The organism is Legionella nigrisilvae (assembly GCF_977063395.2).
Map to the genome: position 1 here is coordinate 225579 of NZ_CDRUGZ020000041.1, position 24870 is coordinate 250448.

Genomic DNA, 24870 nt, shown 5'->3' on the forward strand with positions numbered 1-24870 from the left:
GATTCTAGACCTTTAAGCCCTAGCTCCGTATCCACTAGAACATTATAATGACTACAATATATCAATTTCCCTATTTCAAGGCCATGCATAAAGATACCCAGCAAGCCCTACATATTATCAAAACAAATTTGGATTTCTTTTGTGCTCCTTTTTTAAATCAAAAAGAATTTCAACATTGGACTTTGAGTTCCGGACAAGAACAGAATATTAGAAATCTGACTGATTCCTTGATAATTCCTTTAACTAATCCTACTTCATATATCGCCGAGTTTATTGACGCATTAATCGGGAAATCGCTTGAACCCAAAGATACTTCGTGTTTACGTTGCGGCGAAGAACAACGCCTTATTGATTTATTGGAAAAAAATTGGTCTTTAAGACGCTCCATCCTGATGGTTGGTAATAATCCTGCAATTCAAAAATGGAACCATGACCATCCGCAATTAATAAACAAAACAAAAAAATTTTTTACTATATATGAAGCTGTAAACGCAATTGAAGAAAAAATCAAAAAACTTGACCCCCAATTTAAGGAAGATGTTGAATATTCATTAACTTCTTTATCTTCAATAAAACAAGAGCTTTATCATTTTATTAATGCACAAAACAAATATGAAGAAGCTGATTTTCAACGACAATGCTTTAAATTGATTCAACAAGCGAAACAAGATTTAAGGAAACGATGGGGGGGTAATCGAGAATTCAACCCTATTCTCTTTTTAATTTATGAAGTTTCGCATTCTGTTTTTTCCACAGGTAATCCCTATTCCTTTTTCAACGATCATTCCAGTATTATGAACTCATTGAGACAATTAGAGACAACCGTGGCTCTTCTATAGTACAGAAAAGGTCTTATATTTTTCAGTCATTTTATTTTGCACTGGTAATTCTATATCCAATCCTTTATGCAATTGCTCGATGGACTGAATAAACTTCCAGTCGTCATTACTCAATGGATTCTTCGAATTAAAAAAATGAGTTCCAGTTGATGATTTAGAGAAATCGAGCTTATAAAATAAGTAAAGCGTTCCTTGGTTCCCCTTTTTTTGCTCTTGCTCCAGGTAACCTTGAACCAGCCTTGTATAACTTGGCTTCCAATAAGATGTGGTCATCCAAGAATGAATAATTTCAGCAGCCATAACTAAAAATGGCTCCGTTTTAGAAAGTACATAATTTTGTTGAATTAAACAGCGAATTAAATGAGGTATGAGTTCCAAATTCTCATTCTTTGCCGCCTCTAAAAACAATTGAATAAAGAATTGATACCAACGATCTTTATCTTTAGAAATATCCCCCTCTCCTAATCTCAAACTCGACATAAGGTCGTTTAGGGCTTCATAGGAATCTAATCTAAAGGAAGTAAGATAATAATGGATCGCTCGTTCCTCATCATTCAGAGACAAAGTTCCTCTATATTGATGACACCCAGAATAAATTCTAGCTAAATAATGAACCGCCTGTTTATTTCTGTGGGTGAGAGCCTGTTGTAGATACTCTAGTCCGTTTTGAAAAGTTATCTCATCTGCTTGCAATCCTGTATGAAATACACCTAAACAAAAAAAAGTTATTGAGGTTATATCCGCTGAGTTGGTATAAGAAAGCGTAGATAGCAAACGTTTAACAATCTCTGCCTTGGTTTCATTATCTACACATAATGAACAGTCTAAGATGGTGTGATTTTGCTGATGGGTATTCACGTATGCCATGTGCATGGCTATTCTCCACAGGTTTTTCATTTCCTGAATAGATTGATACGGTTGAAGCGTGAAGAACTCCATATTTGAACACCAATTGCAGCTAAAACAGAGCATTCTAACTTAATCATCTATTTTATTCCATTTCGACCGGGTCACATTTATTTTTTAATCCAATATATCAAAAACAAACCCATCTGTACTAATTTTGGCCATTATTTGATATAATTATATTTAAATCAGGTCATTTTTAAAGCTGGTGGATATGTTCTCGAAAGATAAATTAATCAAATCGCTAGAAAACTTTGAGTCAGAAGGCATTCAAGACAAATCGGGTGGACATACCGCTGGGGTTTACAAAAAAAAGCCAAAAAACACTGAAAAAATTAGTGCACGTAATAAAAAAATTTGGTTCGTTAAACAAGCCTATTCTCCAGATGAGCCCTTAGAACTGGAAGTAATTTCAGGTGAAGTTTATCGATTCTGGATTGGAAACACACAACCTAAAACTCGATTAGTAACTGACAAATTAGGGAACCGTTATGTAGCCTCCGAAGGCGTTCCTGGTTTCACAACCTTTAAATCTATAATGGAAAAAGGATTAGAGCCTACAGACTATAAGACTTTTGCACGGATTCTCGTTAGTGCTTTGGTTCTTGCTGAAACGGACCTAAAATCAGATAACATTGGTACAAATTCTAATGCCAGAAGCGTTAAAATTGATCATGACTCTTCTTTGTGGCCATTTGTTAAAAAAATAATGTCCATAGAAAATGATGTGAATCAAATCAATTTTAGTTTCGAAGATCTGGATGATATTTTGTCACCCAAAGTATTCCATCCCGTTATATGGGCAGGAGGTCTTAAAAAAGAAATAAAGGAGAAGCTTAAAAAAAATGAACTATTTAAACAAGAAATATATCTTCAAATCTTAAGAATACTTGTTTATCCACCAGAAACGTTGGATATGATCCAAGAAGTGAATGCCCCAGCAGACCTTGAATTAAAAGAAGAGATTCACAGCTTCTTTCAGGAGCGTATCAACATACTAAAAACTGAGGCTTTAAAAAGCAAAGAATTTAGAAAATTCGTACTAAATTTAAACATGGACACCTGCGAGGCGGATTTCAAAGAAGAATTGAAAGAATATTTTTCTGATAATAAAGCCTATGCGGGGACAGATACATCTCATTCTTTTAATGATTCCCTTTTTAAAATAAAGGCCGAAGTACAAACAGCCCAAGCAATAGAATTTAAAGATATTTTCATTTTAAAAGAAAAATTAAAGTTAGACGCACAAAATCCTGAACATCTAAAATATTGGCAAGAAAAAGTATTAGCAGATGGAGGAACAAAAATCCAATATGGGGATTTAACTTATAAGGTTCCTATGAGGATAGCCAAAATGATGCAGCTTAATACTGGTTCATTTTCTTCCTATAAGGATTTCAAAGATGAAATCGATAGAATTAGAACAGTTCATGGCTTTGCTTTATTTTCGATATTTACGGGAATTAAAAATAAATTAGTGCGGGATAAAACAACCCAAATCTTATACGAAGCCGAAAATATAGAAGAAGTTAATCTAGACGACGATCCGGGCATGCCTTCCAGTGATGTAGTAATAATCGAAAAGTAGTAGGAAACTAAAAAACTTTATAACTCACCTCTGGAGCAATTTAAAAATCCATATGCAATAATTACTGCTGACGTAAGTAGTTTACTCTGTAAAATAACCCCGGAGGTCTTATGTCTCAATTAAGCACATTACTTGGTAAATCAGCGGAACAATTCCCTGAAAATATTGCCTTGATTGTTGATCAACGGTGCTACAGTTACCAACAACTCAACGAATTAACCATACCTCTGGCTGCTTCATTATTGAAGAGAGGTATTTCACAAGGAGAGCGTGTCGCTTTTCTATTACCAAACTGCATCGAGATTATCCTATGCTACTACGCCTGTTTTTCAATAGGAGCTATTGCTGTCCCGGTTAACATTCGATTTAATAATGAATTGATTCATTATGTGCTAGAACACAGTAATGCGCGTATTTTTATAACGTCACCAGAATATTATAATCAGTTAGATGAAAAAATATTAAAAGTAATAAAAGAATGCTATCTAACATTCAAATCAGACAATTATCCTGGAGTGCAAGACTTTCAACAATTACTCTCATCTGCGACAGCTTCTCCAGTAAATATGGAAATTGGATTAAAAAAAAACGCTTTGCTGTTCTTTACGTCTGGGACTACGGGACTACCTAAAGCAGTTGTACACAGCCATCAAAGCTTATATCAAGGGACGCGCAATCAAATCACCCAAATTAAGATTAATCATGAGGATAAAACCTTAGTAATGTTTCCAGTGTGTTATTTAATTGGACTTGGTTCACAAATTCTTCCTTTTCACGCTGTAGGTGCGACAGTAGTGCTATTACCTGAATTTCATCCAGAGAATGCATTAGCAAAGCTCCAGGCTCATCAGATTACAAAAATCTACGGCTTTCCTAAGCTATATTTGGAGCTCATTAACCACGTAGAGTCTTCAGATTTTAAAATTAACACACTTAATTTTTGTTTTTCAGGAGGCGATGCAACACCGGTTTCACTTCAGGAGCGATTTAAAGAACTATTTAATATCGAAATTACCGAAGGTTGTGGTATGTCTGAATTACAGATCTACGCCATGAATCCACCCTATGGAGCAAAGAAAACCGGATCCATAGGCTTCCCGATAACCAATATGGAAATATGCTTAATAGATGATAAAAATAAAACCATTGTGACGCCCCACAAAATTGGCGAGCTAATTGTTCGTGGCAAAAGTATGTGCTCGGGATATTGGCAAGATACGACTCTGACAGCAAAAACTATAAAAGATGGCTGGTTTCATACCGGTGATTTAGCTTATCAAGACAAAGAGGGATACTATTGGTTCGTCAGTCGTAAAGTAGATATTATTCGCTATAATGAGGAACTTATCTCTCCTATAGAAATTGAAAATATCTTTTATCAACTTGATGGGGTTAAAGAAGCTGCGGCCATTGCTTTACCCAATACTAATAAGCAAAATAAGGATCATATTGTTGTGTATGTCACATTTAAAACCAAAGCGTCGCAACTCACGCCACAAACCTTAATGAATTTTGCTCATGCGTCACTCCCAATAAACAAACGTCCCTATCAAGTGATCATTTTGAACCAACTTCCTTATGGTTTTACTGGGAAAATCGATCGCAATAGATTGAGAGTCCTGGCAAAAAATCAAATGAACTAGTGCCGAAGTCAAATCTTTTTGACATGTTATAATGAATTCAATAAGTAAAAAACACGAGAGGCAAGTTAAATGAAAACTACTGTGGGCTACAGCTTCTTTCTGGGATTTATCGGGTTATGCCCCATTGCGTCTGCAGCAACAATCCACTGTCCTGCGGTCATTCAAACAAATCAATCTTTACAGCAGGAAATAACCCCGTGGAATGGATTTATGGATAATTTGAATAACACTAATCATTTTGAACGGATCACCTTTTATTCTGGACATCCTAAAGACCATGCAAGCCTTGCACCGGATACTGAATCTTCTAAAATTAAAAAACTAACCTGGACATTTGGTGAGCAAGAAATTTGGATTGCTTGTGAGTACACCCAGACTCAAATTCAGTTGATACAAAAACTACCTGTAGGAACAAAATCGTGTACTGTAACTTATAATGCAAATTTTTCGAAAGTAGTTGCCATCCACTGTATTTAAGCTCAGAGTTATGAAAACTAAAATGAATTTAATAAGTAGGATCTAAAGGATAAGGATAAATGCCGATTTTTATAAACAAAGATAAATTGTAATATCATAATGATTATAGGGAGAATTTAATGTTTGAACATCTTTCCAATTACCAACGTGCCAATCCTGCACTCTGGCAAGGTAGAAAAGATACAATTAATGCGGAGCGGTTCTTTCAAAAAATTATTTTTCCTGTTAAACAAACTGATTTAATCACTAAAGAGAAAAAAACGGTTTTTCTTGGTTTCGCCAGTGATGCAGGTGTCCTTCGAAATATGGGCAGACCAGGAGCAAAATTAGGCCCGGATCAAATTAAAACTCAATTAGCAAAACTCCCTTGCTCTATTGATAAACCACTTTTCGATTTAGGAACTATTTTTTGTGAACAAGATGAACTGGAAATAGCACAAACTCAATTTGCTAATTTAATCAGTTTTTGCCATCAACAAGGGCATCAAACAATTGCCTTTGGAGGAGGACACGAAATTGCCTGGGCACATTATCAGGGTTTAGCGCCCCATTATTCTAAGTTAGGTATTATCAATTTTGACGCGCATTTTGATTTAAGACCCCATCAAAAAAATCAGCCTGGTACATCGGGGACCCCTTTTTCACAAATTGCAGCCTACTGTAAAGAAAATAATCAAGCTTTTAATTATTGCTGTATGGGTATTCAAAAAATGGGAAATACGCCCTCCCTTTTCGAACAAGCAGATGAACTTAATGTTAATTATTTAACAGCAGAAGAGTTATATGGGAACAGCTTAGCTTGGCACTTGGCTTTTCTTGATGATTTTATGCTCAATTTAGATCATATTTATCTGACAATTTGTTTGGATGTTTTAGCAGAGTCCTTTGCACCCGGCGTCAGTGCGCCTCAACCCTTGGGCCTTACCCCCTGGCAAATTTTACCACTCTTGAAATACATTATTCAAAGTGGCAAAGTAGTTAGTTTTGATGTTGCTGAACTATCACCGCCTTTGGATCAAGATCAAAAAACTGCTAGACTGGCGGCTCTTATTATCGCAGAATTGCTACATACTATTTAAGGAGTCAATTTCATGAAGAACACATTACTCTGGAGTACTCTATTTGCTCTGCTGGGTACTCAAGTACATGCAGATGTTACTCAGCCAGTGACACCAACGCCTCAAAGTCCAGGCGCAGTACAACAGACCCCTCCTACACCAACACCTCCGGGTCAAAATATACCTTCAATAAATCCAGCACAAGCCCCCACAGCACCGATTAATTGTGAGTATAAAATTCCTGCAGAAACTAAAACTATCGATCAATCCTTGGTTTTAAAATGGGCAGGGAAGGCAGTTACCCAAGCGTTTGATTTTGATCCAAATAATTTGGAGGCTCAACTGCAAAAATTGCAACCTTGCTTTACCGAGCAAGGCTGGACTGGATTTAACACTGCTTTGCAAAAATCAGGGAATTTAGAAGCCATTAAATCTCAAAAGCTGACTGTAAGCAGTCAAGTAGATGGGCCAGTTATTTTAACAGAAGCAAAAGACAATCAATGGAAAATTAATTTACCGATACAAGTTGTTTATCAGAATGAGAAAGAAAAAGTAACCCAATTACTCAGTGTTGACGTGACTATTGGTCGTAAAATGACTGGAGACTTGGGAATTACCCAGATGATTGCTGCTCCAAGAGGAACAGTGACTCAAAAACTACCGCCTGATTTTAATCCTAACCCTGCTACAGTAATGAATCCAAATACGGAAAATACTTCAACGCCAACGACCTCACCGGCCCCCACAACTGCACCAAATCAAGCTACACCGTCAACTCCAACGACAACAACCCAACCCACTACTGCAAATCCGGCGGCGACTCAGACCCCAGCTACCCCTGGACAGCCTACTTTGCCTGAAAATCGCTCCACACAACCATCACTACCACCTAATACTCCTTAATTTGGACTATTGTCTTTCCAGCGTTAGAATGGCAGCCTGGGTGAAGCGTACGCGGAACCCGGGAAGAATTTACTGAGGAGCTCGCCCCTTACTACGTTAGAGGTGACTTTTATTCTAACGAACATACGTACTTATCACCAAAGCTATAGTTGGTTTTTAGGGAGATGAATAAATTCATCTCTCCCTTATGCGGATACAGCAGGTTTATTGGCACCCACTTCATTAGGATATTCCAGTACAATAACTTTTGTGCCTATTTTGAAAAAGTTTTCACTTAACCATTTTGCAGCACTTGGGAAGATACGTACACAGCCATGGCTAGATGGATGTTCTGGAACATCGTAGGCTGCGTGAACGGTATATCCTTGATAAAAGTAGGTACAATAAGGCATTTTAGCGCCGCCATTTTTATCAACAGGATATTCCCCAGACTTACAATCGACTCCGCGACGGTTATAAACTTTAAATGTTCCGGTAACAGTTCTGCATGATTGATTTGGATTTTCTTCGCATACATCAATACCTGCGGATCCACCCCCAGTCAATAATCGATTCCCATCTTCATCATAAGCAGCCCATGCGGAAACTTTTGGATCAAAAATAAAGCGTCTCTCACCCGTTGCTTGAATCTTCTGCGGATAATAATCACGACCTCGTTTATCTTTTGTATAATGAACTGTTCGATGCACATAACCTGCATCATCAGTAATTAAAGTAGATGGATCATTCTCAACACAGGATGTTAACCCCCCGATACATAGTAACAAACCTGCCCAAAACAACTTATTCATTTAAATTTTATCTCCACTTAATTAAAACTTTTCTTGAAATTCTCATTTCCCTACACCTTGTTCCCTTCGAATAGTTACAAAAAAATACTGCAGAATCTAGAAATTAATCAATCCATTCTAGACCTGCAGTTAGAAATAAGTAGTGATATTTAACTCTTATTTCCATCTGATAGCTTTATACATTTAATTAAAACTTACGATTCTAATTTTCTGTATTTAATGCGTGATGGCCTATCTGCTGCATCACCCAACCTACGTCTTCTATCTGCTTCATAATCACTATAGTTGCCTTCAATAAAGGTAATTTGTGAGTCCCCTTCAAATGCCATCAAATGGGTACAAATTCTATCTAAGAACCATCGATCATGCGAAATCACGATGACGCAACCAGGAAAGTTGAGAATAGCCCCTTCCAACGCACGTAACGTTTCCACGTCCAAATCGTTACTCGGTTCGTCAAGTAGTAATACATTCCCACCACTTTTTAATAGTTTTGCTAAATGAACACGGTTGCGCTCTCCCCCAGAAAGTTGGGCCATTTTCTTTTGTTGATCGGTGCCTTTAAAGTTAAAACGACCTACATACGCACGGGAAGGCATTTGAAAACTACCTACTTGCATTATGTCATGACCATCAGAAATCTCTTGCCACACTGTTTTATTGGGATCTAATTCATCACGTAATTGATCTACATAGGCCAATTGTACGGTTTCTCCGATACGAATAGTTCCGCTATCTGGCTCTTCTTGACCTGTAATCATTTTCAAAAATGTAGACTTACCCGCTCCGTTAGGACCAATAATCCCTAAAATACCCCCTTTAGGAAGTTTAAAATCCAAATTGTCGATTAGGATTCGGTCGCCAAATGATTTGCTGATTTTTTCACCTTCAAGAACGAGGTCACCCAAGCGCTCCCCTGGCGGAATGTATATTTCGTTTGTCTCATTGCGTTTTTGGAATTCCTTCGAATTCATTTCTTCAAATCGGGCAAGACGAGCCTTATTTTTAGCATGACGTCCTTTAGGTGAGGTGCGTACCCACTCTAATTCTGCTTTCATTGCACGCATATGGGCATCTTCTTGCTTTTGTTCCATCTCTAGGCGAGCTTCTTTTTGCTCAAGCCAAGCAGAGTAATTGCCTTTATAGGGTATCCCCTCACCACGATCGAGTTCTAATATCCACTCTGCAGCATTATCCAAGAAATAACGATCGTGCGTAATCGCAACAACAGTACCCGGAAAACTTTCCAGGAAATGTTCTAACCAGGCTACAGATTCTGCATCTAAATGGTTGGTTGGTTCGTCAAGCAACAACATATCGGGGTTAGAAAGCAGCAAGCGGCATAATGCGACTCGGCGACGCTCACCTCCGGATAATTTACCGACCACTGCATTCCAATCGGGTAATCGAAGTGCATCAGCTGCAACATCTAATTTTCTATCCAAATCCCAACCGCCACCGGCTTCAATATCGTTTTGCAATTCACCTTGTTCAGCAAGCAGCGTATTCATTTCATCATCGCTCATTGGTTCTGCAAAACGCATACTAATTGCGTCAAAGCGTGCGAGTTTTTCTTTCATTTCCTTCACGCCCTCTTCCACAACTTCCCGTACCGTTTTATCCGGATCCAATTTAGGTTCTTGTTCAAGATAACCGATTTTAATTCCTGGTTGAGGTCTTGCCTCGCCCTCGAATTGAGTATCAACCCCCGCCATAATGCGTAATAAAGTTGATTTACCCGAACCATTCAATCCTAAAACGCCGATTTTAGCGCCAGGGAAAAAACTCAAGGAAATATCTTTTAAAATAAATCTTTGGTTTTCAACAATTTTACTGACACGATTCATGGTAAAAATATATTGTGACATAACTACTCCGTCTTCTTTAAACTGTCTTTATAGCCTGGGGGAGGCAATTAAAAAATTCATCGTCTTCTACCAATCAAGAATTACTTTGCCAGATTGGCCTGATGCCATAATTTGAAATGCATGTTGAAAATCATTCACTGGGTAACGATGCGTTATAACAGGTGAAATATCCAATCCACTTTGTAACATAGCAATCATTTTATACCAAGTTTCAAACATTTCACGTCCGTAAATACCCTTAATTACTAATCCTTTAAAAATAACTTGATTCCAATCAATAGCTGTTTCTTGGGGAGGAATACCTAACATGGCGACATGCCCACCATGGTTCATCGCTTTCATCATATCATTAAGCGCCATGGGATTACCTGACATTTCCAAGCCTACATCAAAACCCTCTAGCATTCCCAGCTCTGCAGTGACATCTGACAGTTTTTCATATTTAACATTTACTGCACGAGTTACACCCATTTTGCGGGCTAAATCCAAACGGTAATCATTCACATCCGTAATAACTACATGGCGAGCCCCTATATGTCTTACTATAGCTGCAGCCATAACTCCAATGGGTCCAGCACCGGTAATCAATACATCTTCTCCAACTACATCGAAAGCCAAAGCACAGTGAGTTGCATTACCAAAAGGATCAAGAATCGAAGCCTGTTCGTCGGTAATATTATCTGGAAGAACAATCACATTAGTGGCCGGGATAGAGAGATATTCCGCAAAACATCCAGGCCGATTGACACCTACACCTAAAGTGTTACGGCACAGATGACGTTTACCTGCACGACAATTTCGGCAAAAACCACAGGTTATATGACCTTCTCCAGAAACTCGTTGTCCAACATGAAGTCCTTGTACTTCCTGCCCTACTGCAACAATTTCACCAGCAAACTCATGGCCTACAGTCATCGGTACGGGGATGGTCGCTTGCGCCCATTCATCCCAGGAATAAATATGGATATCAGTACCACAAATCGCAGTTTTTTTAATCTTTATTAATACATCGTTGACGCCGTATTCAGGCATAGCAACATCTTCCATCCAAATTCCAGGTTCCTTTTTCGCCTTGACTAATGATTTCATAAAAGTACCTCAACAAAAGCTCTTCTTTAAGTTTGAGAAGAGCACTTTACTAAATAACAGAAAATTCCTTACCTACGGTTTCAAAAGCTTCGATTGCCTTATCCAAATGATGCAACTCATGTGCTGCAGACATTTGAGTACGAATTCGAGCCAACCCTTTAGGTACTACAGGATAAGAAAAACCCACCACATAGATACCTAAATCCAACAGACGATTTGCCATGCGTCCTGCCAAGCTTGCGTCACCTAACATAACGGGGATAATTGGATGCTCTCCCGGGATTAACTTAAATCCTAATTGGGTCATTCCTTCACGAAAATAACGGCTGTTTTGTTTTAATTTCTCAGCCCAGTGATTATTGGCCATTAAATTATCTAAAACGACACAAGAGGTATGCGCAATAACAGGAGCCAAAGTATTTGAGAATAAGTAAGGTCTAGAACGTTGGCGCAACCACTCAACTATCGTCTTGTTTGCTGAAGTATAGCCGCCAGAAGCACCGCCTAAGGCTTTACCCAAAGTACCCGTTATAATATCAATACGATCACTCACGCCAAAATGCTCTGGAGTTCCTCGACCTGTTTCACCCATAAAGCCTACTGCATGTGAGTCATCAACCATAACCATGGCATTATACTTGTCAGCTAATTCACAAATGGCTGGAAGATTTGCTAAAATTCCATCCATAGAGAAAACCCCGTCGGTAGCAATCAAACGAAATCGCGCACCTTGAGCAGCAATTAATTGTTCCTCTAATGCCTTCATGTCGTTATTTGCATATCGATACCGCGCAGCTTTACACAAACGGACCCCATCAATAATACTGGCGTGGTTTAAAGCATCACTAATAATCGCATCTTCTTCACCTAATAAGGTTTCAAAAAGCCCAGTATTCGCATCAAAACATGAAGAATATAATATGGTATCTTCCTTGCTTAAAAATTGACTAATTTTCTGTTCGAGCTGTTTGTGAGGAGTTTGGGTGCCACAAATAAAACGCACAGAAGCCATACCATACCCATACTGAGCCAGTGCTTTTTGTCCTTCAGCAATAAGTTGATGATCATTGGCTAAACCTAAATAATTATTAGCGCAAAGATTGATTACTTCTTTATGATTTACGGTGACAGCAGCTTGTTGCTGGCTGGAAATAACACGCTCCCCTTTATATAAGCCTTCGCTCTTAAGTGTCGCTATTTCAGTTTGCAAATAATCAGTAAATTGCTCAAGCACTGCATTCTCCCCTACGTTAGATTGTTTTTTTCTCCAGTCATTCATCTCGTGACTGATGTATCGGTAAATATAAATCGGTTAAGAAAACCATTAAAAATTGCAGATCATAACAAACTTTAAACAGAGTCACCACGAAATTTGGGATTCAGACATTATTTCTTAGCGCATGCGCTATTTTTTTGCTAAGATGTGTAACAGTTTTGAACGTGTATTGACAATTCACTGCTGCCATCTCGTTTCACAGCATATTTTGCGGAATTCTAAAATCACTAAAAATAGATCACCGCGAATAAATCGCGAAAGAGCAATCTTGGCAAATGATAGTCAATCTTAACCTAAAACAATCAACCCGGTAGAACAAATGAGTTATCAAAGCGCACGCATTAACATGGTCAAACAACAACTTCGAACTGGCGATGTTTTAAACGAATTCATACTTAATCTATATGATATAGTACTCAGACACGAATTCGTTCCCGAGCAATTTATCGATTTTGCTTATTCAGATATGCAAATACCTCTGAATCATAATCAATGCATGCTTACGCCTTTGGAAGAAGGAAAAATCCTCCAAGCCCTGGATTTGCAAGGCCATGAAACAGTTTTGGAGGTAGGAACCGGCAGTGGATTTTTTACTGCTTTACTCAGTAAGCTATGCAAAAAGGTAATTAGCGTAGATTATTTTGCCGATTTCACGAGCCATGCAGCACGTGTATTAAAAAAACACCACTGTAATAATGTCGAATTAATTACGGGTGATGCCAGCCAAGGGTGGTTAGAAAATGCTCCTTATGATGTGGTTGTGTTCACGGGAGCCAAAGAACAAATAAATGAGACTCAAAAATTACAGATACTTCCGGGCGGAAAATTATTTGTTATTGAAGGAACATCTCCTGCAATGCAAGGCCGATTGTACGAATTGGATCATAGTGAACATTGGCATGAAACACTGATTTTTGAAACAAACATTCCTTTGTTGATCGATAAATCTATGCATAAACAATTTGTATTTTAGGATTTGGTTTAAATGAAAAAATTGTTGATTTGCTATCTTATGGCTTTTGGTCTGTTGTCGCCAACATTTGCTTCAACGGACTTAATGGATATCTATCATCAAGCTCTTGAAAATGATCCTATATTTAAAAATGCCTATGAAACCTACATGGCTAATAGGGAAGCTGTGCCTCAAGCATGGGCGGCATTGCTTCCCCAGGCCGGTCTTACAGCACGAACATCGCGAAATTTCCTTCATGTTAATGATGGCTTCTTTACTGTCCAAGACGACTATTACAAATCTAGAACCTGGCAATTTTCCGCATCTCAGGCTATTTTCAATTACCAAGCTTGGGCAAAAGTAAAACAAGCAAGAGCCTCTGTTAAAGCAGCACAGGCCACTTTTAACGATGCAGCTCAGGATTTGATTCTTAGAACAGCAAAAGCCTATTTTGATATACTGTTTGCCCAAGATACCTTAAATTTTGCCGAGGCAAAAAAGCGTGCAAACATGCGCCAATATGAACAAGCCAAACAACGTTTTGAAGTAGGACTTGATCCAATTACCTCTGTATATGAAGCAAAGGCGGCTTATGATCAGTCAATTGCTACAGTGATTGCTTCCCGTAACAATCAAATCAATCAAAACGAAAATTTGAGGAAATTAACCAATCATGTTTACGAACTCATAGCGCCTCTACGCGATGGAAAAATTCCTCTTATTAAGCCAGAACCCAACGATGTAGATGAATGGATAGATACAGGGCTTAGGCAAAACTATAAATTACTGTCTGCTAAATGCAATCTTGAAGTAGCCCGTCAAAATATGAAGGCACTCTCTGCAGGAAACTGGCCTACCGTGGCGATCCAAGGCAACTCCACAGAAACAAACAATGAAGTAAACACTTCCAGCCCGTTTTTACCCGCAAATCAAAAGCAATCCAGCGTGGGTTTGGCATTAAACTTTCCTGCATTCCAAGGAGGACTTGTACTCTCGCAAACACGGCAAGCAAAACATAATTTTCGAGCCACCAGTGAACGAGTCGAACAAACTTATCGAGATGTGGTGGTAAACAGCCGGATTGCCTTTAATACCATTACTGATGGAATTAGCAAAGTAAAAGCGGACAGGCAAACTGTTATTTCCCAACAAAATTCATTGGAAAGTACAGAGGCACAATTTGAAGTAGGTACTCGCACCATGGTAGATGTGGTAAATGCCCAACAGCGCCTCTTTGAAGCGCAGAACCAGCTTGCTAATGATCAATACAGTTTAATTAATGCTGTTTTAACTCTAAAATATCTTGCCGGAACATTGAATGTAAATGATCTTGAGTTGATAAATTCATGGTTAGAAACAACTCGTATTAATGGATCAATTTCTACTGTAAGCAAGACCAAAATCACTAAATAACACTTTAATTCAGGTTTTTAATAATGTCCAATCCCTCTCAAGTTGAAAAAAAATTACTCCATTATACAGGTAAAGCAATTGCAGATTTTAATATGATCCAGCGTGGTGATCGCGTCATGGTCTGTTTATCTGGTGGCAAAGATTCTTTTACGCTCTTAACGATTTTAGATCAATTACGCCGGCGTTCTGGTAATAAATTTGAACTTTTCTCTTTTACTCTGGATCAGGCCCAACCAGGTTGGAATGATACTGCCGTGCGACAATGGCTTGCTGATCGTTCCATTCCGTATGAAATCCTAACTCGAGATACTTACAGTATCGTAAAAGAAAAAATTCCTGAAGGTAAAACCTATTGTTCCTTATGTTCACGATTACGTCGTGGGATTATCTATCGTTATGCCGAGGAACATGGCTTCAATAAAATTGCCCTTGGTCACCATCGTGATGATTTAGTTCGTACGTTAATAATGTCCATATTCTATAATGGGGATATCCGCTCAATGCCTCCTAAATTGCTTAGCGATAATAAAAAACATATCGTCATTCGCCCATTATGTTATGTGCAAGAGAAAGATATCATCACCTTCGCCCAGGAACAATCTTACCCAATTATCCCATGTACACTTTGTGGTTCTCAAGAAAATTTAATGCGGAAAAAAGTAACCCATTTAATTAATCAGCTTGCAGAAGAAAATCCCAAAGTTCCTAGTAATATCCTGCATGCGCTGCAAAGTATTAAACCCAGCCAGCTTATGGATCAAAACATGTGGAATTTTAGAAATCTTGAGAATGAATTAATTACCAACCAAACAATTAATACCGACGAAGTCTTTGGTACTGAAGAATTCGATCCAGTTGAAGTCTAAATTACTGACCCTGGGTGAAGAGCCCAGGATTACCTGCAAAACATCTTCCTAGTTTCACGCGACACCCCCGTTATAACTTTCTATTTATTGGTCTTATCCAAACCGAATTAAACAAACATAATGCTCAAATATAGATCAATAAGCTGGTATCAAACACAAATCTTAACAAAACCGTAACATTTTAATAACATTTTTGTTACAATGATGTTTTATTAGATGGCACTTTAGTCTAAAATCAGAAAATTCTACGTAACCCTTTTACTTTATTTCGTTAATAGAGGATTTTACCCCATGTTTACAAATTCAACGGTTGACTCCCGTATATTTCGAATTTATGCAAAGCGTTATTTTAAATTTGATTTTGTAGCAGCCATAGTCGTATTTCTAGTTGCCATACCTTTATGTCTGGGTATTGCCTTAGCTTCAGGCGCACCTCTTTTCTCAGGAATTTTAAGTGGGGTTATAGGCGGAGTGGTCGTAGGTTGTATAAGTGGCTCGCACGTTAGTGTCAGCGGGCCAGCAGCCGGTATGGCCGCGGTGGTAGTTGCTGCTCTTACCCAACTTGGGGATTTCAATACATTCTTAATTGCCCTTTTTCTCGCAGGTATCCTTCAAGTGGTTATAGGAAGCTTACGCGCTGGATTTGTTGCAGACTATGTCCCCTCAAATGTGGTGCAAGGCTTATTATGTGCTATTGGTATTTTATTAATAATCAAACAGCTACCGCTAGCATTTACTCTTTCTGCAGATTTCAATGAACTCAAAATGCATTTGTTAGAAACAGCAGAAGAGATCAAGTTGAGTCCTATTCTTGGGTTGTATCAACATATCAATACAGGGGCGATGTTGATTACAGTTCTTTCGCTCAGTACTTTAATTTATTTTGATCTAACCAAAAATAAAATACTAAAAGAAATACCTGCGCCAATACTCGTCGTTATTTTGGGAGTACTACTTAATGAATTTTTTCAATGGACCAACTCAAGTATGGTTCAAAATTCTCCACAATTAGTTAACATTCCGCATACAGGAAGTTTTGGTGAGCTAGTTAATAAATTGGAATACCCCAATTGGGCAGCTTTAACTAATCCCAAAGTCTATCTTTATGCTTTTATTATTGGCATTGTTGCTTCTCTTGAAAGCTTATTGAATCTTAAGGCCGGAGAGAAACTGGATAAAAAACGTCGTCATCCCTCTTCAAACCGAGAATTAGTTGCTCAAGGGGTTGGAAACATGACCGCAGGCTTAATTGGTGGAATTCCCGTTACCTCGGTAATCGTACGGACCTCTATTAATATTCAAGCGGGCTCGAAAAGCAAAATTTCAGCTATTTTACATGGTATTTTTATTTTCTTTGCAGTGATGTTAATCCCTGGTACTCTAAATAAGATTCCCTTATCTTCTTTAGCTGCCATTTTAATTTACACCGGGTATAAGCTAAATAAGCCTTCAATTTATCGCTCCATTTATGCTCAGGGAAGTGATCGATTTATTCCATTTCTCGCTACCGTGATCAGCATCATTGTGTTTAACCTTTTGACGGGTATTTTAATCGGATTAGCAGTAAGTTTATTTTATATATTGAAATCAAACAGCCAAGCACGAATTAATATTCTTAAAGAAATTCATCCCACCGGAGAAATTAATCGTTTAATGCTTCCGCAACAAATGACTTTCCTTAATAAGGCAGCTTTGGTTGCGGAACTTGATTCCATACCGAGAGAGTCTCAATTAATTATTGATGCGCGTTATACTCAGTATATTGATAAGGAAATTACGGAGCTTTTAAAAGAGTTTAAAGAAGAGCAAGCTCCCAATAAGAAAATTTCATTGAATCTTATTGGCTTTAAAGAACATTATAAGATTCATAATTATATTGAGTTTATCAATGTAACCACCTATGACGTACAATCGCACCTATCTCCTGCACAGGTATTAAATATCTTATATGAAGGAAATCAACGCTTCCTTAATGATAGCCGGATCCACCGTTCAAACCATTTGGACATTAAACTCACTGCTAAAGGGCAACATCCCATTGCCATTGTTCTTGGTTGTATTGATTCCCGGGTTCCTGTAGAAACCATTTTTGATGTGAGCTTCGGTGATATTTTTTGTGTCCGAGTTGCTGGCAATGTCGTCAATAATGACGTTTTGGCCAGTATTGAATATGCCTGTCATGTTGTGGGTGTTAAACTGATTATCGTTCTGGGCCATACTCGTTGTGGTGCAATTCAATCTGCTTGTGATGGGGTTGAAAAAGGCCATATCACTGAATTACTGAACAAAATAAAACCCGCTATCCAGGCTGAAAACGAAACTGATACGAATCGTCACAGTAAAAATAAAACGTTTGTAGATAATGTTACTGAGTTAAACGTAGCCCATACCATGCAAGAAATTTATGATCGCAGCTCTATTTTGCACGACATGATTGAACAAAATGATATAGCTATAGTGGGTGCGATTTATAATGTTCAAACAGGTAAAGTCCACTATAAAAATTATGAGTATGAACTAAGTCAACTTGGTGAAAAAAATTACGCCCACTTTGCAACTAAATTAAATACATTATTAGAAGAAGCTAAGATTAAGGAATAGCCTCTAAGTAAATCCAGCGAAGTAGGACCTGGGAGCTCTTTATTTAACCCTGGGTTCAACTTCGTTGGGCCATTATCTCACATCAATTCATCTGTTTTTGAACAGAAACCTTCTGTATAATGCATTGGAATTCAAGAACAATACTATTTTTCAGGAGCAGAAATGCGTGCGTCTCAATGGTTTTTAGCCACTCTCAAAGAAACTCCCAACGATGCTGAGATTGTTTCTCATCAATTAATGCTGAGAACTGGAATGATTCGTAAGCTGGGTTCAGGCCTTTATACCTGGATGCCTTTGGGTTTAAAAGTATTACGTAAAATAGAACAAATAGTACGAGAGGAAATGAACCGCATCAACTCCATGGAGTTACTCATGCCCGCAGTGCAACCTGCAGAGCTATGGCAAGAAACAGGACGTTGGGACACCTTTGGTGGCCAGCTTCTTACCATGAAAGACTCTAATGGTCGAGAATATTGCTATGGCCCAACCCACGAAGAAGTAATCACGGATATTATGCGTAATGAATTGCAATCCTATAAGCAATTACCCGCAAGTTTTTATCAGATCCAGACCAAATTCCGCGACGAAATCAGACCACGTTTTGGGGTGATGCGTGCACGAGAATTTATTATGAAAGATGCCTATTCGTTCCATTTAAATTTAGAAAGTCTTCAAATGACCTATCAAGATATGTATCAGGCTTATTGCCGTATCTTTGATCGCATGGGTCTTAAATATCGTGCCGTTGAAGCAGATACAGGTGCTATCGGTGGTTCTGCATCTCATGAATTTCAAGTATTAGCTGATTCGGGTGAAGACTTAATTTTCTATAGTGATCACGGAGATTATGCCGCAAATATTGAACAAGCAACCAGTCTCAAACCTAAAAAAGCAAATCCTACCACTCAAAAAATGATTCTGGTCGATACCCCAAAACAAAAAACCATAGCTGAAGTGTCAAACTTCCTGGGTGTAGCGAGTAGTCAAACTATTAAGACCCTGATTGTAAAGGGAAAAGATCATCCTATGGTTGCTTTAGTTTTAAGAGGTGATGACGAACTCAATGAAGTCAAAGCCATAAAAAATCCTTTGGTGCATTCTCCCTTGCAATTTATAGATGAGGAATCTATTTTAACTAACCTGAAGACACCCATTGGTTCACTGGGTCCGGTAAATTTACCGATTCCTGTTATCGTAGATTACCATGCACTGGCTATGGATTCATTTATTTGTGGTGCCAATCAAGCAGACAAGCATTACCAACATGCTGCATGGGATAGAGATGTGCATGAATATCATGTTTACGACTTACGTAATGTAAAAGAAGGCGATCCCAGTCCAGATGGGAAAGGGGTACTGCGCTCTTGCCGTGGCATTGAAGTTGGCCATGTCTTTCAGCTGGGCGACAAATATGCCAAAGCCATGAACGCTGCAGTCATTAATGAACAAGGTCAATTAGAAACTATGTTAATGGGCTGTTATGGTTTAGGTATCACTCGTGTAGTTGCAGCCGCAATCGAACAACATCATGATGAAAAAGGCATTCTGTGGCCTCAGAATATTGCCCCCTTCCAAGTAGTCATTATTCCTTTGAACGGAAATCGCTCCCCGTTAGTCCAAGAACAAGCAGACGCGTTATATGAACGTTTAAAAGAGTTAGACGTCGATGTATTAATTGACGATCGCAATGAAAGAGCTGGCGTATTGTTTGCGGATCACGATTTGATTGGTATTCCACATCGTATCATCGTAAGTGAACGGAATATGGAACAAAACTGTGTGGAATATAAAAACCGAGCTAATGGAGAAACACAACTACTAAGTTTGGATAATGCAATTGAGACAATCGTTCAACTGGCTTCAAATAAGTAGATTCATCTTAGTACCCTGGGTTTTGTCGAAAAGACGTAACCCAGGCCACTTCATTTCACCCAGGCCCCAAGTTTAGAGCGTATTTCGTTCATCTCCAGGGTTGCCTTCAGTATTCAGATAAGTCAATACCTCATTGTTTTTTAGTGCGTTTATTCCGATGGCAGTAATTTGATTAAATCCTACATCTAACGTGTAAAGCGTTGTCGTTTCAGATAAGGCTAAAGCCCCCTCATCTCCAATGTAATTATGACTCAAACTCAGATTTTGAAGTGGTATCGCTTTAGCTAAGTTTTTTGCCCCCTCATCTCCAATAAGATTATTATCAGCATATAAATTATTTAGAGAACTCATTGTTGCGAGAGCTGCAATACCCTCATCTCCAATTAAATTATTGTCGATATTAAGCAAAGTAAGGTGACTCAAATTTGATAAAGCTTGAGCCCCTGCATTGCCTATGCTACAACCCGCAATAGAAAGCCACTCAAGTGAACTGGCATGAGCTAAAAAATCCGCTCCTTCATTTTGTAACGGATTATTATCCAGAGTGAGATAAAGTAAATTAGGTTTTCTTGCTATAATCTCGACGCCGTCTTTATCAATATTATTGTTTTCTAAATCAATAAAGTTCAGGGAGAAATTTTTATCAAGAAACTCGATACCTTCATTCCCTAAGCGGTTATGGCTTATATATAAACTTTTTAATGTTTGATTCGCAAACAATGCTTTCGCACCTTCTGCCCCTATTTGACTTCTTTTGAGAGAAAGATGAATTAATGATTTATTTTTTGCTAATGATTTAGCTCCCGAAGAACCTATAGGATTACCATCCAGAGAAAGAAAGATCAATGAAGTATTATTTGCCAAAGCTTGCGCTCCATAGGGACCAATATGATTGTTCCCTAAAAGAAGGTATATCAAAGAAACATTCTTTGCTAATGCTTCAGCTCCTAGCGAACCAATACGGTTGCCGGTGAGAAAAAGATATCGAACATGAGTACTAGTAGAAAGTAATTCTGCCCCTTGGTAACCAATCTGATTGTCCGATAGACTTAAACGAGTGATTTCTGGGTGCTCATTGAGATAGGATAAAATGTGTGGAATATCACGATCGCGGAGACTGCACTGATCCAGGAATAAACCTCCCTCGCTAACACGTAGTTCTATATTTTCAATACATTCATTAGATGAGGAATCATAAATTTCTATTTTATCGTTCGCAAATAGGGGTGAAATCATTATACTCAATACAAGTATAAGACTTAAAGCTGCTGTTCTCATTATGAAATCTAGTCCTTTTGTTAAATCTGCTATCCTAATAGGAACATGGAGTTGTATCACGAAGAACAATAAAAACCAACAACCCTACTTATGAGATTTCGTAATTGCTAGCTCCAGGTGCAAGGACTCCATAAGTGTTCGTTTCTTCAGGGGTAATTCGAAAATTTTCAAAATCTCGGATGAAATTGGCGATATGATACGCTAACGAAAAATTAGCATGTTCCCCAAAAATATCATGATAAACCCCTTCCGGAGTTTCAGCTAATGCAGGGCAACACTTTTTGAGTAGAAGATCAGCATATTTTTTATTGATCTCTCCCCATTTCTTCAATATGACATTGGCATGAGTGAGTCGAGCCTCATTTGGGAAAATACTTAATTTATTGAAATGATATAAATTGCCCATTAGATAAAGAACAAAAACTCGGGTTTCCATATATTGCATTGGCATAGCATTCAATACCGAAGGAATGAGAAGTTTAAGCGCAAGGAATTTACTATCTTCTAAATTCCGGATTACAAATAGTAAATTCCAACTGTTGTACAAATACATCCATTCTTTCGATAGATAAAATTGACTGACTCGTTTCTGTAATAGATTTACTATTAAGTCCGGTAATAGACTATATTTTCCATCCTCTGTAATTGAACTTTTCTCAGGCAAAACTAAATTTCTAAAGAAATAACAGTGAGGAGGTCGAAGGTATTCTAACATGCGAATAAGCGTAGCTCCTACAAACGCATTGTCAGCCGGTTTTCCATCCTTGGTGTATTGTTCTTCCCAAGTTGCTTAATATATTTAAGCTCACATTTTTAACTGAATCATCCTGCATTTGGCCTAATGGAGGAGGACAAATCTTCGCATTCCACAATGCTAATCCATGTTGCCTAATAAACTCTTCTGATTTTTTAACAAGTTCTTCCTGGCTAAGCTCCTCATCTCCTAATGCACGAATAAATGCACCTTCTGTGATTACAGGATCAACAGAAACTAATTTTAGGCTTTTAAAAAGAGAACTATTATTCTTATTTGAACAAAAAAAGAAATTGTTGATAGGATTTCCAGGATAAAAAGTATTCCTTTGTTTTTTTGTAAAATTATATATATCTTCATTAAAAGTGAAGCTGTTTACCATAGTCACTGCAAATGCTTCAAATAAACATAATAAATTCAGTTGAACTTGCAGCTGCTCTGTCATTATTTTTAACTCATGATCGCTAATTAATTTTTCTCGCTCTATAAAAGCAAGTAATTCGCATATGGGCGGATTGTTTAGCAATCCCTCCTTCACAGAATCAATAAGTTGCTCTAAATTAATGGATTTTTCGGTGAGTTTATCCAAAAAACTCTTTAACCCCTGGTCGCGAAGTTCAAGTGAATTTAATCTAAAATCATGTAGTATTTTTTGATAATGGATGGATCAGATTGTTGCTTTAAATGGTTAATCACACGAACTAAAAATTGATTGGCTAAGAATTTTGACATAAAAATCTTCTTATTTTTAAGATAGATAGTATATGTTTATTAATTTAATTGAGGCAACTTTTGCATTTCATAGTCCTTTGAATTAATCAATTAGATTTGGATATCAGTTTAATTAAACCCCAAGAAAACAATTGCTGGTTCTACCTTTAATGCTCTTCATTGTTGGGAGGAACCACAATAGCAAAGGGTTCGCTTCTGCTACCATCGATAACTTTATCTAATAGCGTAACTCGTATTAAAACCTTCCTTGTTTTACTGTCATCAGAACATTTTGTCTCATTCGGCTCTCTTTTACAGTTTGAAACCTGGTGTACTGTATCGATAGGACTGTTATCGCTATCTATTACTTTTTGATGCTCCAAATCAATAAGCACTAACTCAAGGTGGCTTAGTTTCCATTCTTTTCCTTCGGGAGTATACCCAACGCGTCGTTCATGAACTAGGGTAACTTTTTGCCCTCTTTTTAAAGTAGTTTGATACTCCCATGTGGGCTGCTCTACGGTTAACTCACGTTCCACAATGTCATTTCTTTGTTGAAATGCTTTTTCCATGTTGAGATAACCCCATCCATAAGTTCGATTCCAGGCTGAACCCATGATTTTAGTATGTCCTGTATCCATGGTACCCGCATCAGTCCACGTATCTGCACTATTAATGAGTAAGGCTTTGATGGCCATGGGATTTTGAATCCCTGCATCTTGTAATAACAAAGCTGCCGCACCTACATGAGGAGCTGCTGAGCTTGTTCCCCCCATAAGACGATACCCATCTCTATAGTTCATCGCATTGGAATAGACGAAACCATATATTTTAGGATCGGGAGCGCAGGTCATCGTATCATGGCCCGGAGCAGTTAAATCAGGTTTACGTCTACCAAAGGGTGTAGGACCTCGACTGCTGGTATTCTTTATATGATGTTTGGTTCTATCTACGGTTTTCACCATCGTTTCATTTTCGGCAACAAGAGTATTCATATTGGCAATGGTAAGCGCATTATAATTATCGCCTGGGACTGTTAATGTGGAAGCAAAGGTAAATTGATGCGCGGGTTCTATGTATCCAGCATTTCCTGCCGATTTTACCCAAAGAATTTTCTGAGTATTTACTACATAATCTATGACTTTTGCAAGCCCACTCCACTCAGGACAAGCAGGGCAATTTAAATCAAGTCGACCATTCCCCATGCTGTAATTAATAATGGTGGGTTTCAACTCAGAACGATTCAACATCCAATCCAAAGTTTCCATGGTACGCATAATACTTGCAGGATCAGCGGTTTCCTCTCCTGCTAATCCAGAAACGATGGCTGAGGCCCCATAAGCAATTCCCTTATATTTCTCATGAGTACTGGCATAAATACAGGCTACGCCGGTTGCATGAGGTTCTTTTACACCATTAATCAAATTAGAATATCCAGAGCCTACATCTTGACGCACTACTAATCGTTTACTGGCTAAAGCAGGATGTAAAGGATCTACCCCGGTATCGATAATGCCTATAATACCTTTTTGACCCGTATAACCATGAGCCCACCAATTATTTACATTAGGGTAAAAGGATGATGGCGTTAGTTTTAAAACTTGCGCTGTAACATCTAACTCTGGCATAGCTGCTGGATGAGAAGAAATTTGTGCTGCTGCATTTAAACCCGCAATACGATAGACTAAGTTACGATCTCTAGGAATTTGTATCCCTACTGCAGGCATAAAGCCTAAATCTTTTATATTTACATTAGGAATTTTTTTTATTTCTTCAATAAAAGATTCTTTTTCAGAGAAATCATGTAAAAAAATCAGAAGTGACAAAGGAGCATGTGAAGAACTTCTGGAATGTTTCAAAGTTTGGAGGACATCGGCGTCAATAATAGCTCTTGCCGAAAGAATAGGACTTACACTGATTAAGATTATCGCAAGATAAGATCTTTTGAGTATCCGCCACATACACCATCCTCATTTTTGAGTTTC

General features: G+C 38.1%; 20 protein-coding genes. 11 read left to right on the forward strand and 9 right to left on the reverse strand.

The features are described 5' to 3' along the window. The first annotated feature begins 47 nt into the window (after window positions 1-47). Window positions 48-839: a hypothetical protein gene (locus tag ACWTE2_RS27035; RefSeq protein ID WP_454785195.1), complete on the forward strand. Its 792-nt coding sequence runs from the start codon at window positions 48-50 to the stop codon at window positions 837-839. On the opposite strand, the gene ACWTE2_RS27040 is transcribed toward ACWTE2_RS27035, so the two are convergent. After that, on the reverse strand, window positions 834-1712 hold the full coding sequence (locus ACWTE2_RS27040) for a hypothetical protein (protein WP_454785196.1): 879 nt from the start codon (window positions 1710-1712) through the stop codon (window positions 834-836). The two genes, ACWTE2_RS27035 and ACWTE2_RS27040, sit on opposite strands and share 6 nt — an antisense overlap. A 247-nt stretch (window positions 1713-1959) precedes the next feature. On the opposite strand from ACWTE2_RS27040, the gene ACWTE2_RS27045 reads away from it, so the two are divergent. The 5 genes from ACWTE2_RS27045 to ACWTE2_RS27065 all read left to right on the forward strand — a co-directional run bounded on the left by ACWTE2_RS27045 (window position 1960) and on the right by ACWTE2_RS27065 (window position 7414). After that, on the forward strand, window positions 1960-3333 hold the full coding sequence (locus ACWTE2_RS27045; protein ID WP_454785197.1) for a hypothetical protein: 1374 nt from the start codon (window positions 1960-1962) through the stop codon (window positions 3331-3333). 110 nt (window positions 3334-3443) lie between these two features. After that, window positions 3444-4976: a class I adenylate-forming enzyme family protein gene (locus ACWTE2_RS27050; protein WP_454785198.1), complete on the forward strand. Its 1533-nt coding sequence runs from the start codon at window positions 3444-3446 to the stop codon at window positions 4974-4976. Between the two features lie 69 nt (window positions 4977-5045). Then, complete coding sequence (locus ACWTE2_RS27055; RefSeq protein WP_454785199.1) at window positions 5046-5453, forward strand: STY0301 family protein; 408 nt, start codon at window positions 5046-5048, stop codon at window positions 5451-5453. A 119-nt stretch (window positions 5454-5572) separates the two neighbouring features. Then, window positions 5573-6532 (forward strand): formimidoylglutamase, encoded by a 960-nt coding sequence (hutG, locus tag ACWTE2_RS27060; protein WP_454785200.1) that lies wholly within the window; start codon window positions 5573-5575, stop codon window positions 6530-6532. Window positions 6533-6544: 12 nt separating this feature from the next. After that, window positions 6545-7414, forward strand: coding sequence for a DotI/IcmL family type IV secretion protein (locus ACWTE2_RS27065; RefSeq protein ID WP_454785201.1), 870 nt, complete (start codon window positions 6545-6547; stop codon window positions 7412-7414). 185 nt (window positions 7415-7599) lie between these two features. On the opposite strand, the gene ACWTE2_RS27070 is transcribed toward ACWTE2_RS27065, so the two are convergent. The 4 genes from ACWTE2_RS27070 to ACWTE2_RS27085 all read right to left on the reverse strand — a co-directional run bounded on the left by ACWTE2_RS27070 (window position 7600) and on the right by ACWTE2_RS27085 (window position 12396). After that, a complete protein-coding gene (locus tag ACWTE2_RS27070; protein ID WP_182392912.1) occupies window positions 7600-8205 on the reverse strand; it encodes a L,D-transpeptidase in 606 nt (201 codons plus the stop codon). A 194-nt stretch (window positions 8206-8399) separates the two neighbouring features. Next, window positions 8400-10073 (reverse strand): energy-dependent translational throttle protein EttA, encoded by a 1674-nt coding sequence (ettA, locus tag ACWTE2_RS27075; protein WP_454785202.1) that lies wholly within the window; start codon window positions 10071-10073, stop codon window positions 8400-8402. Between the two features lie 66 nt (window positions 10074-10139). Continuing rightward, entirely contained in the window at window positions 10140-11162 is a 1023-nt protein-coding gene (gene tdh / locus ACWTE2_RS27080; RefSeq protein ID WP_182392910.1) for an L-threonine 3-dehydrogenase, read from the reverse strand. Window positions 11163-11211: 49 nt separating this feature from the next. Beyond that, window positions 11212-12396 carry a glycine C-acetyltransferase gene (locus ACWTE2_RS27085; RefSeq protein ID WP_182392909.1) on the reverse strand — a complete coding sequence of 395 codons (1185 nt, stop codon included), beginning with the start codon at window positions 12394-12396 and terminating at the stop codon, window positions 11212-11214. 361 nt (window positions 12397-12757) lie between these two features. On the opposite strand from ACWTE2_RS27085, the gene ACWTE2_RS27090 reads away from it, so the two are divergent. From ACWTE2_RS27090 to ACWTE2_RS27110, 5 genes are all read left to right on the forward strand, one after another. Beyond that, window positions 12758-13411 carry a protein-L-isoaspartate O-methyltransferase family protein gene (locus ACWTE2_RS27090; protein ID WP_182392908.1) on the forward strand — a complete coding sequence of 218 codons (654 nt, stop codon included), beginning with the start codon at window positions 12758-12760 and terminating at the stop codon, window positions 13409-13411. Window positions 13412-13423: 12 nt separating this feature from the next. Next, a complete protein-coding gene (locus tag ACWTE2_RS27095; protein ID WP_454785203.1) occupies window positions 13424-14803 on the forward strand; it encodes a TolC family outer membrane protein in 1380 nt (459 codons plus the stop codon). A gap of 23 nt (window positions 14804-14826) precedes the next feature. Next, on the forward strand, window positions 14827-15669 hold the full coding sequence (gene ttcA / locus ACWTE2_RS27100) for a tRNA 2-thiocytidine(32) synthetase TtcA (protein WP_454785204.1): 843 nt from the start codon (window positions 14827-14829) through the stop codon (window positions 15667-15669). Window positions 15670-15960: 291 nt separating this feature from the next. Next, entirely contained in the window at window positions 15961-18270 is a 2310-nt protein-coding gene (locus ACWTE2_RS27105; protein WP_454785205.1) for a bifunctional SulP family inorganic anion transporter/carbonic anhydrase, read from the forward strand. 162 nt (window positions 18271-18432) lie between these two features. Then, a complete protein-coding gene (locus tag ACWTE2_RS27110) occupies window positions 18433-20142 on the forward strand; it encodes a proline--tRNA ligase (protein ID WP_454785206.1) in 1710 nt (569 codons plus the stop codon). Window positions 20143-20214: 72 nt separating this feature from the next. On the opposite strand, the gene ACWTE2_RS27115 is transcribed toward ACWTE2_RS27110, so the two are convergent. The 4 genes from ACWTE2_RS27115 to ACWTE2_RS27130 form a co-directional block, all read right to left on the reverse strand. Then, window positions 20215-21420, reverse strand: a complete 1206-nt coding sequence (locus tag ACWTE2_RS27115) for a leucine-rich repeat domain-containing protein (protein WP_454785207.1) — start codon at window positions 21418-21420, stop codon at window positions 20215-20217. A gap of 88 nt (window positions 21421-21508) precedes the next feature. Next, window positions 21509-22135, reverse strand: a complete 627-nt coding sequence (locus ACWTE2_RS27120) for a hypothetical protein (protein ID WP_454785208.1) — start codon at window positions 22133-22135, stop codon at window positions 21509-21511. A 31-nt stretch (window positions 22136-22166) separates the two neighbouring features. Continuing rightward, window positions 22167-22763, reverse strand: a complete 597-nt coding sequence (locus tag ACWTE2_RS27125; protein ID WP_454785209.1) for a hypothetical protein — start codon at window positions 22761-22763, stop codon at window positions 22167-22169. A 289-nt stretch (window positions 22764-23052) separates the two neighbouring features. Next, window positions 23053-24846, reverse strand: coding sequence for a S8 family serine peptidase (locus ACWTE2_RS27130; RefSeq protein WP_454785210.1), 1794 nt, complete (start codon window positions 24844-24846; stop codon window positions 23053-23055). Between the last annotated feature and the right edge of the window lie 24 nt (window positions 24847-24870).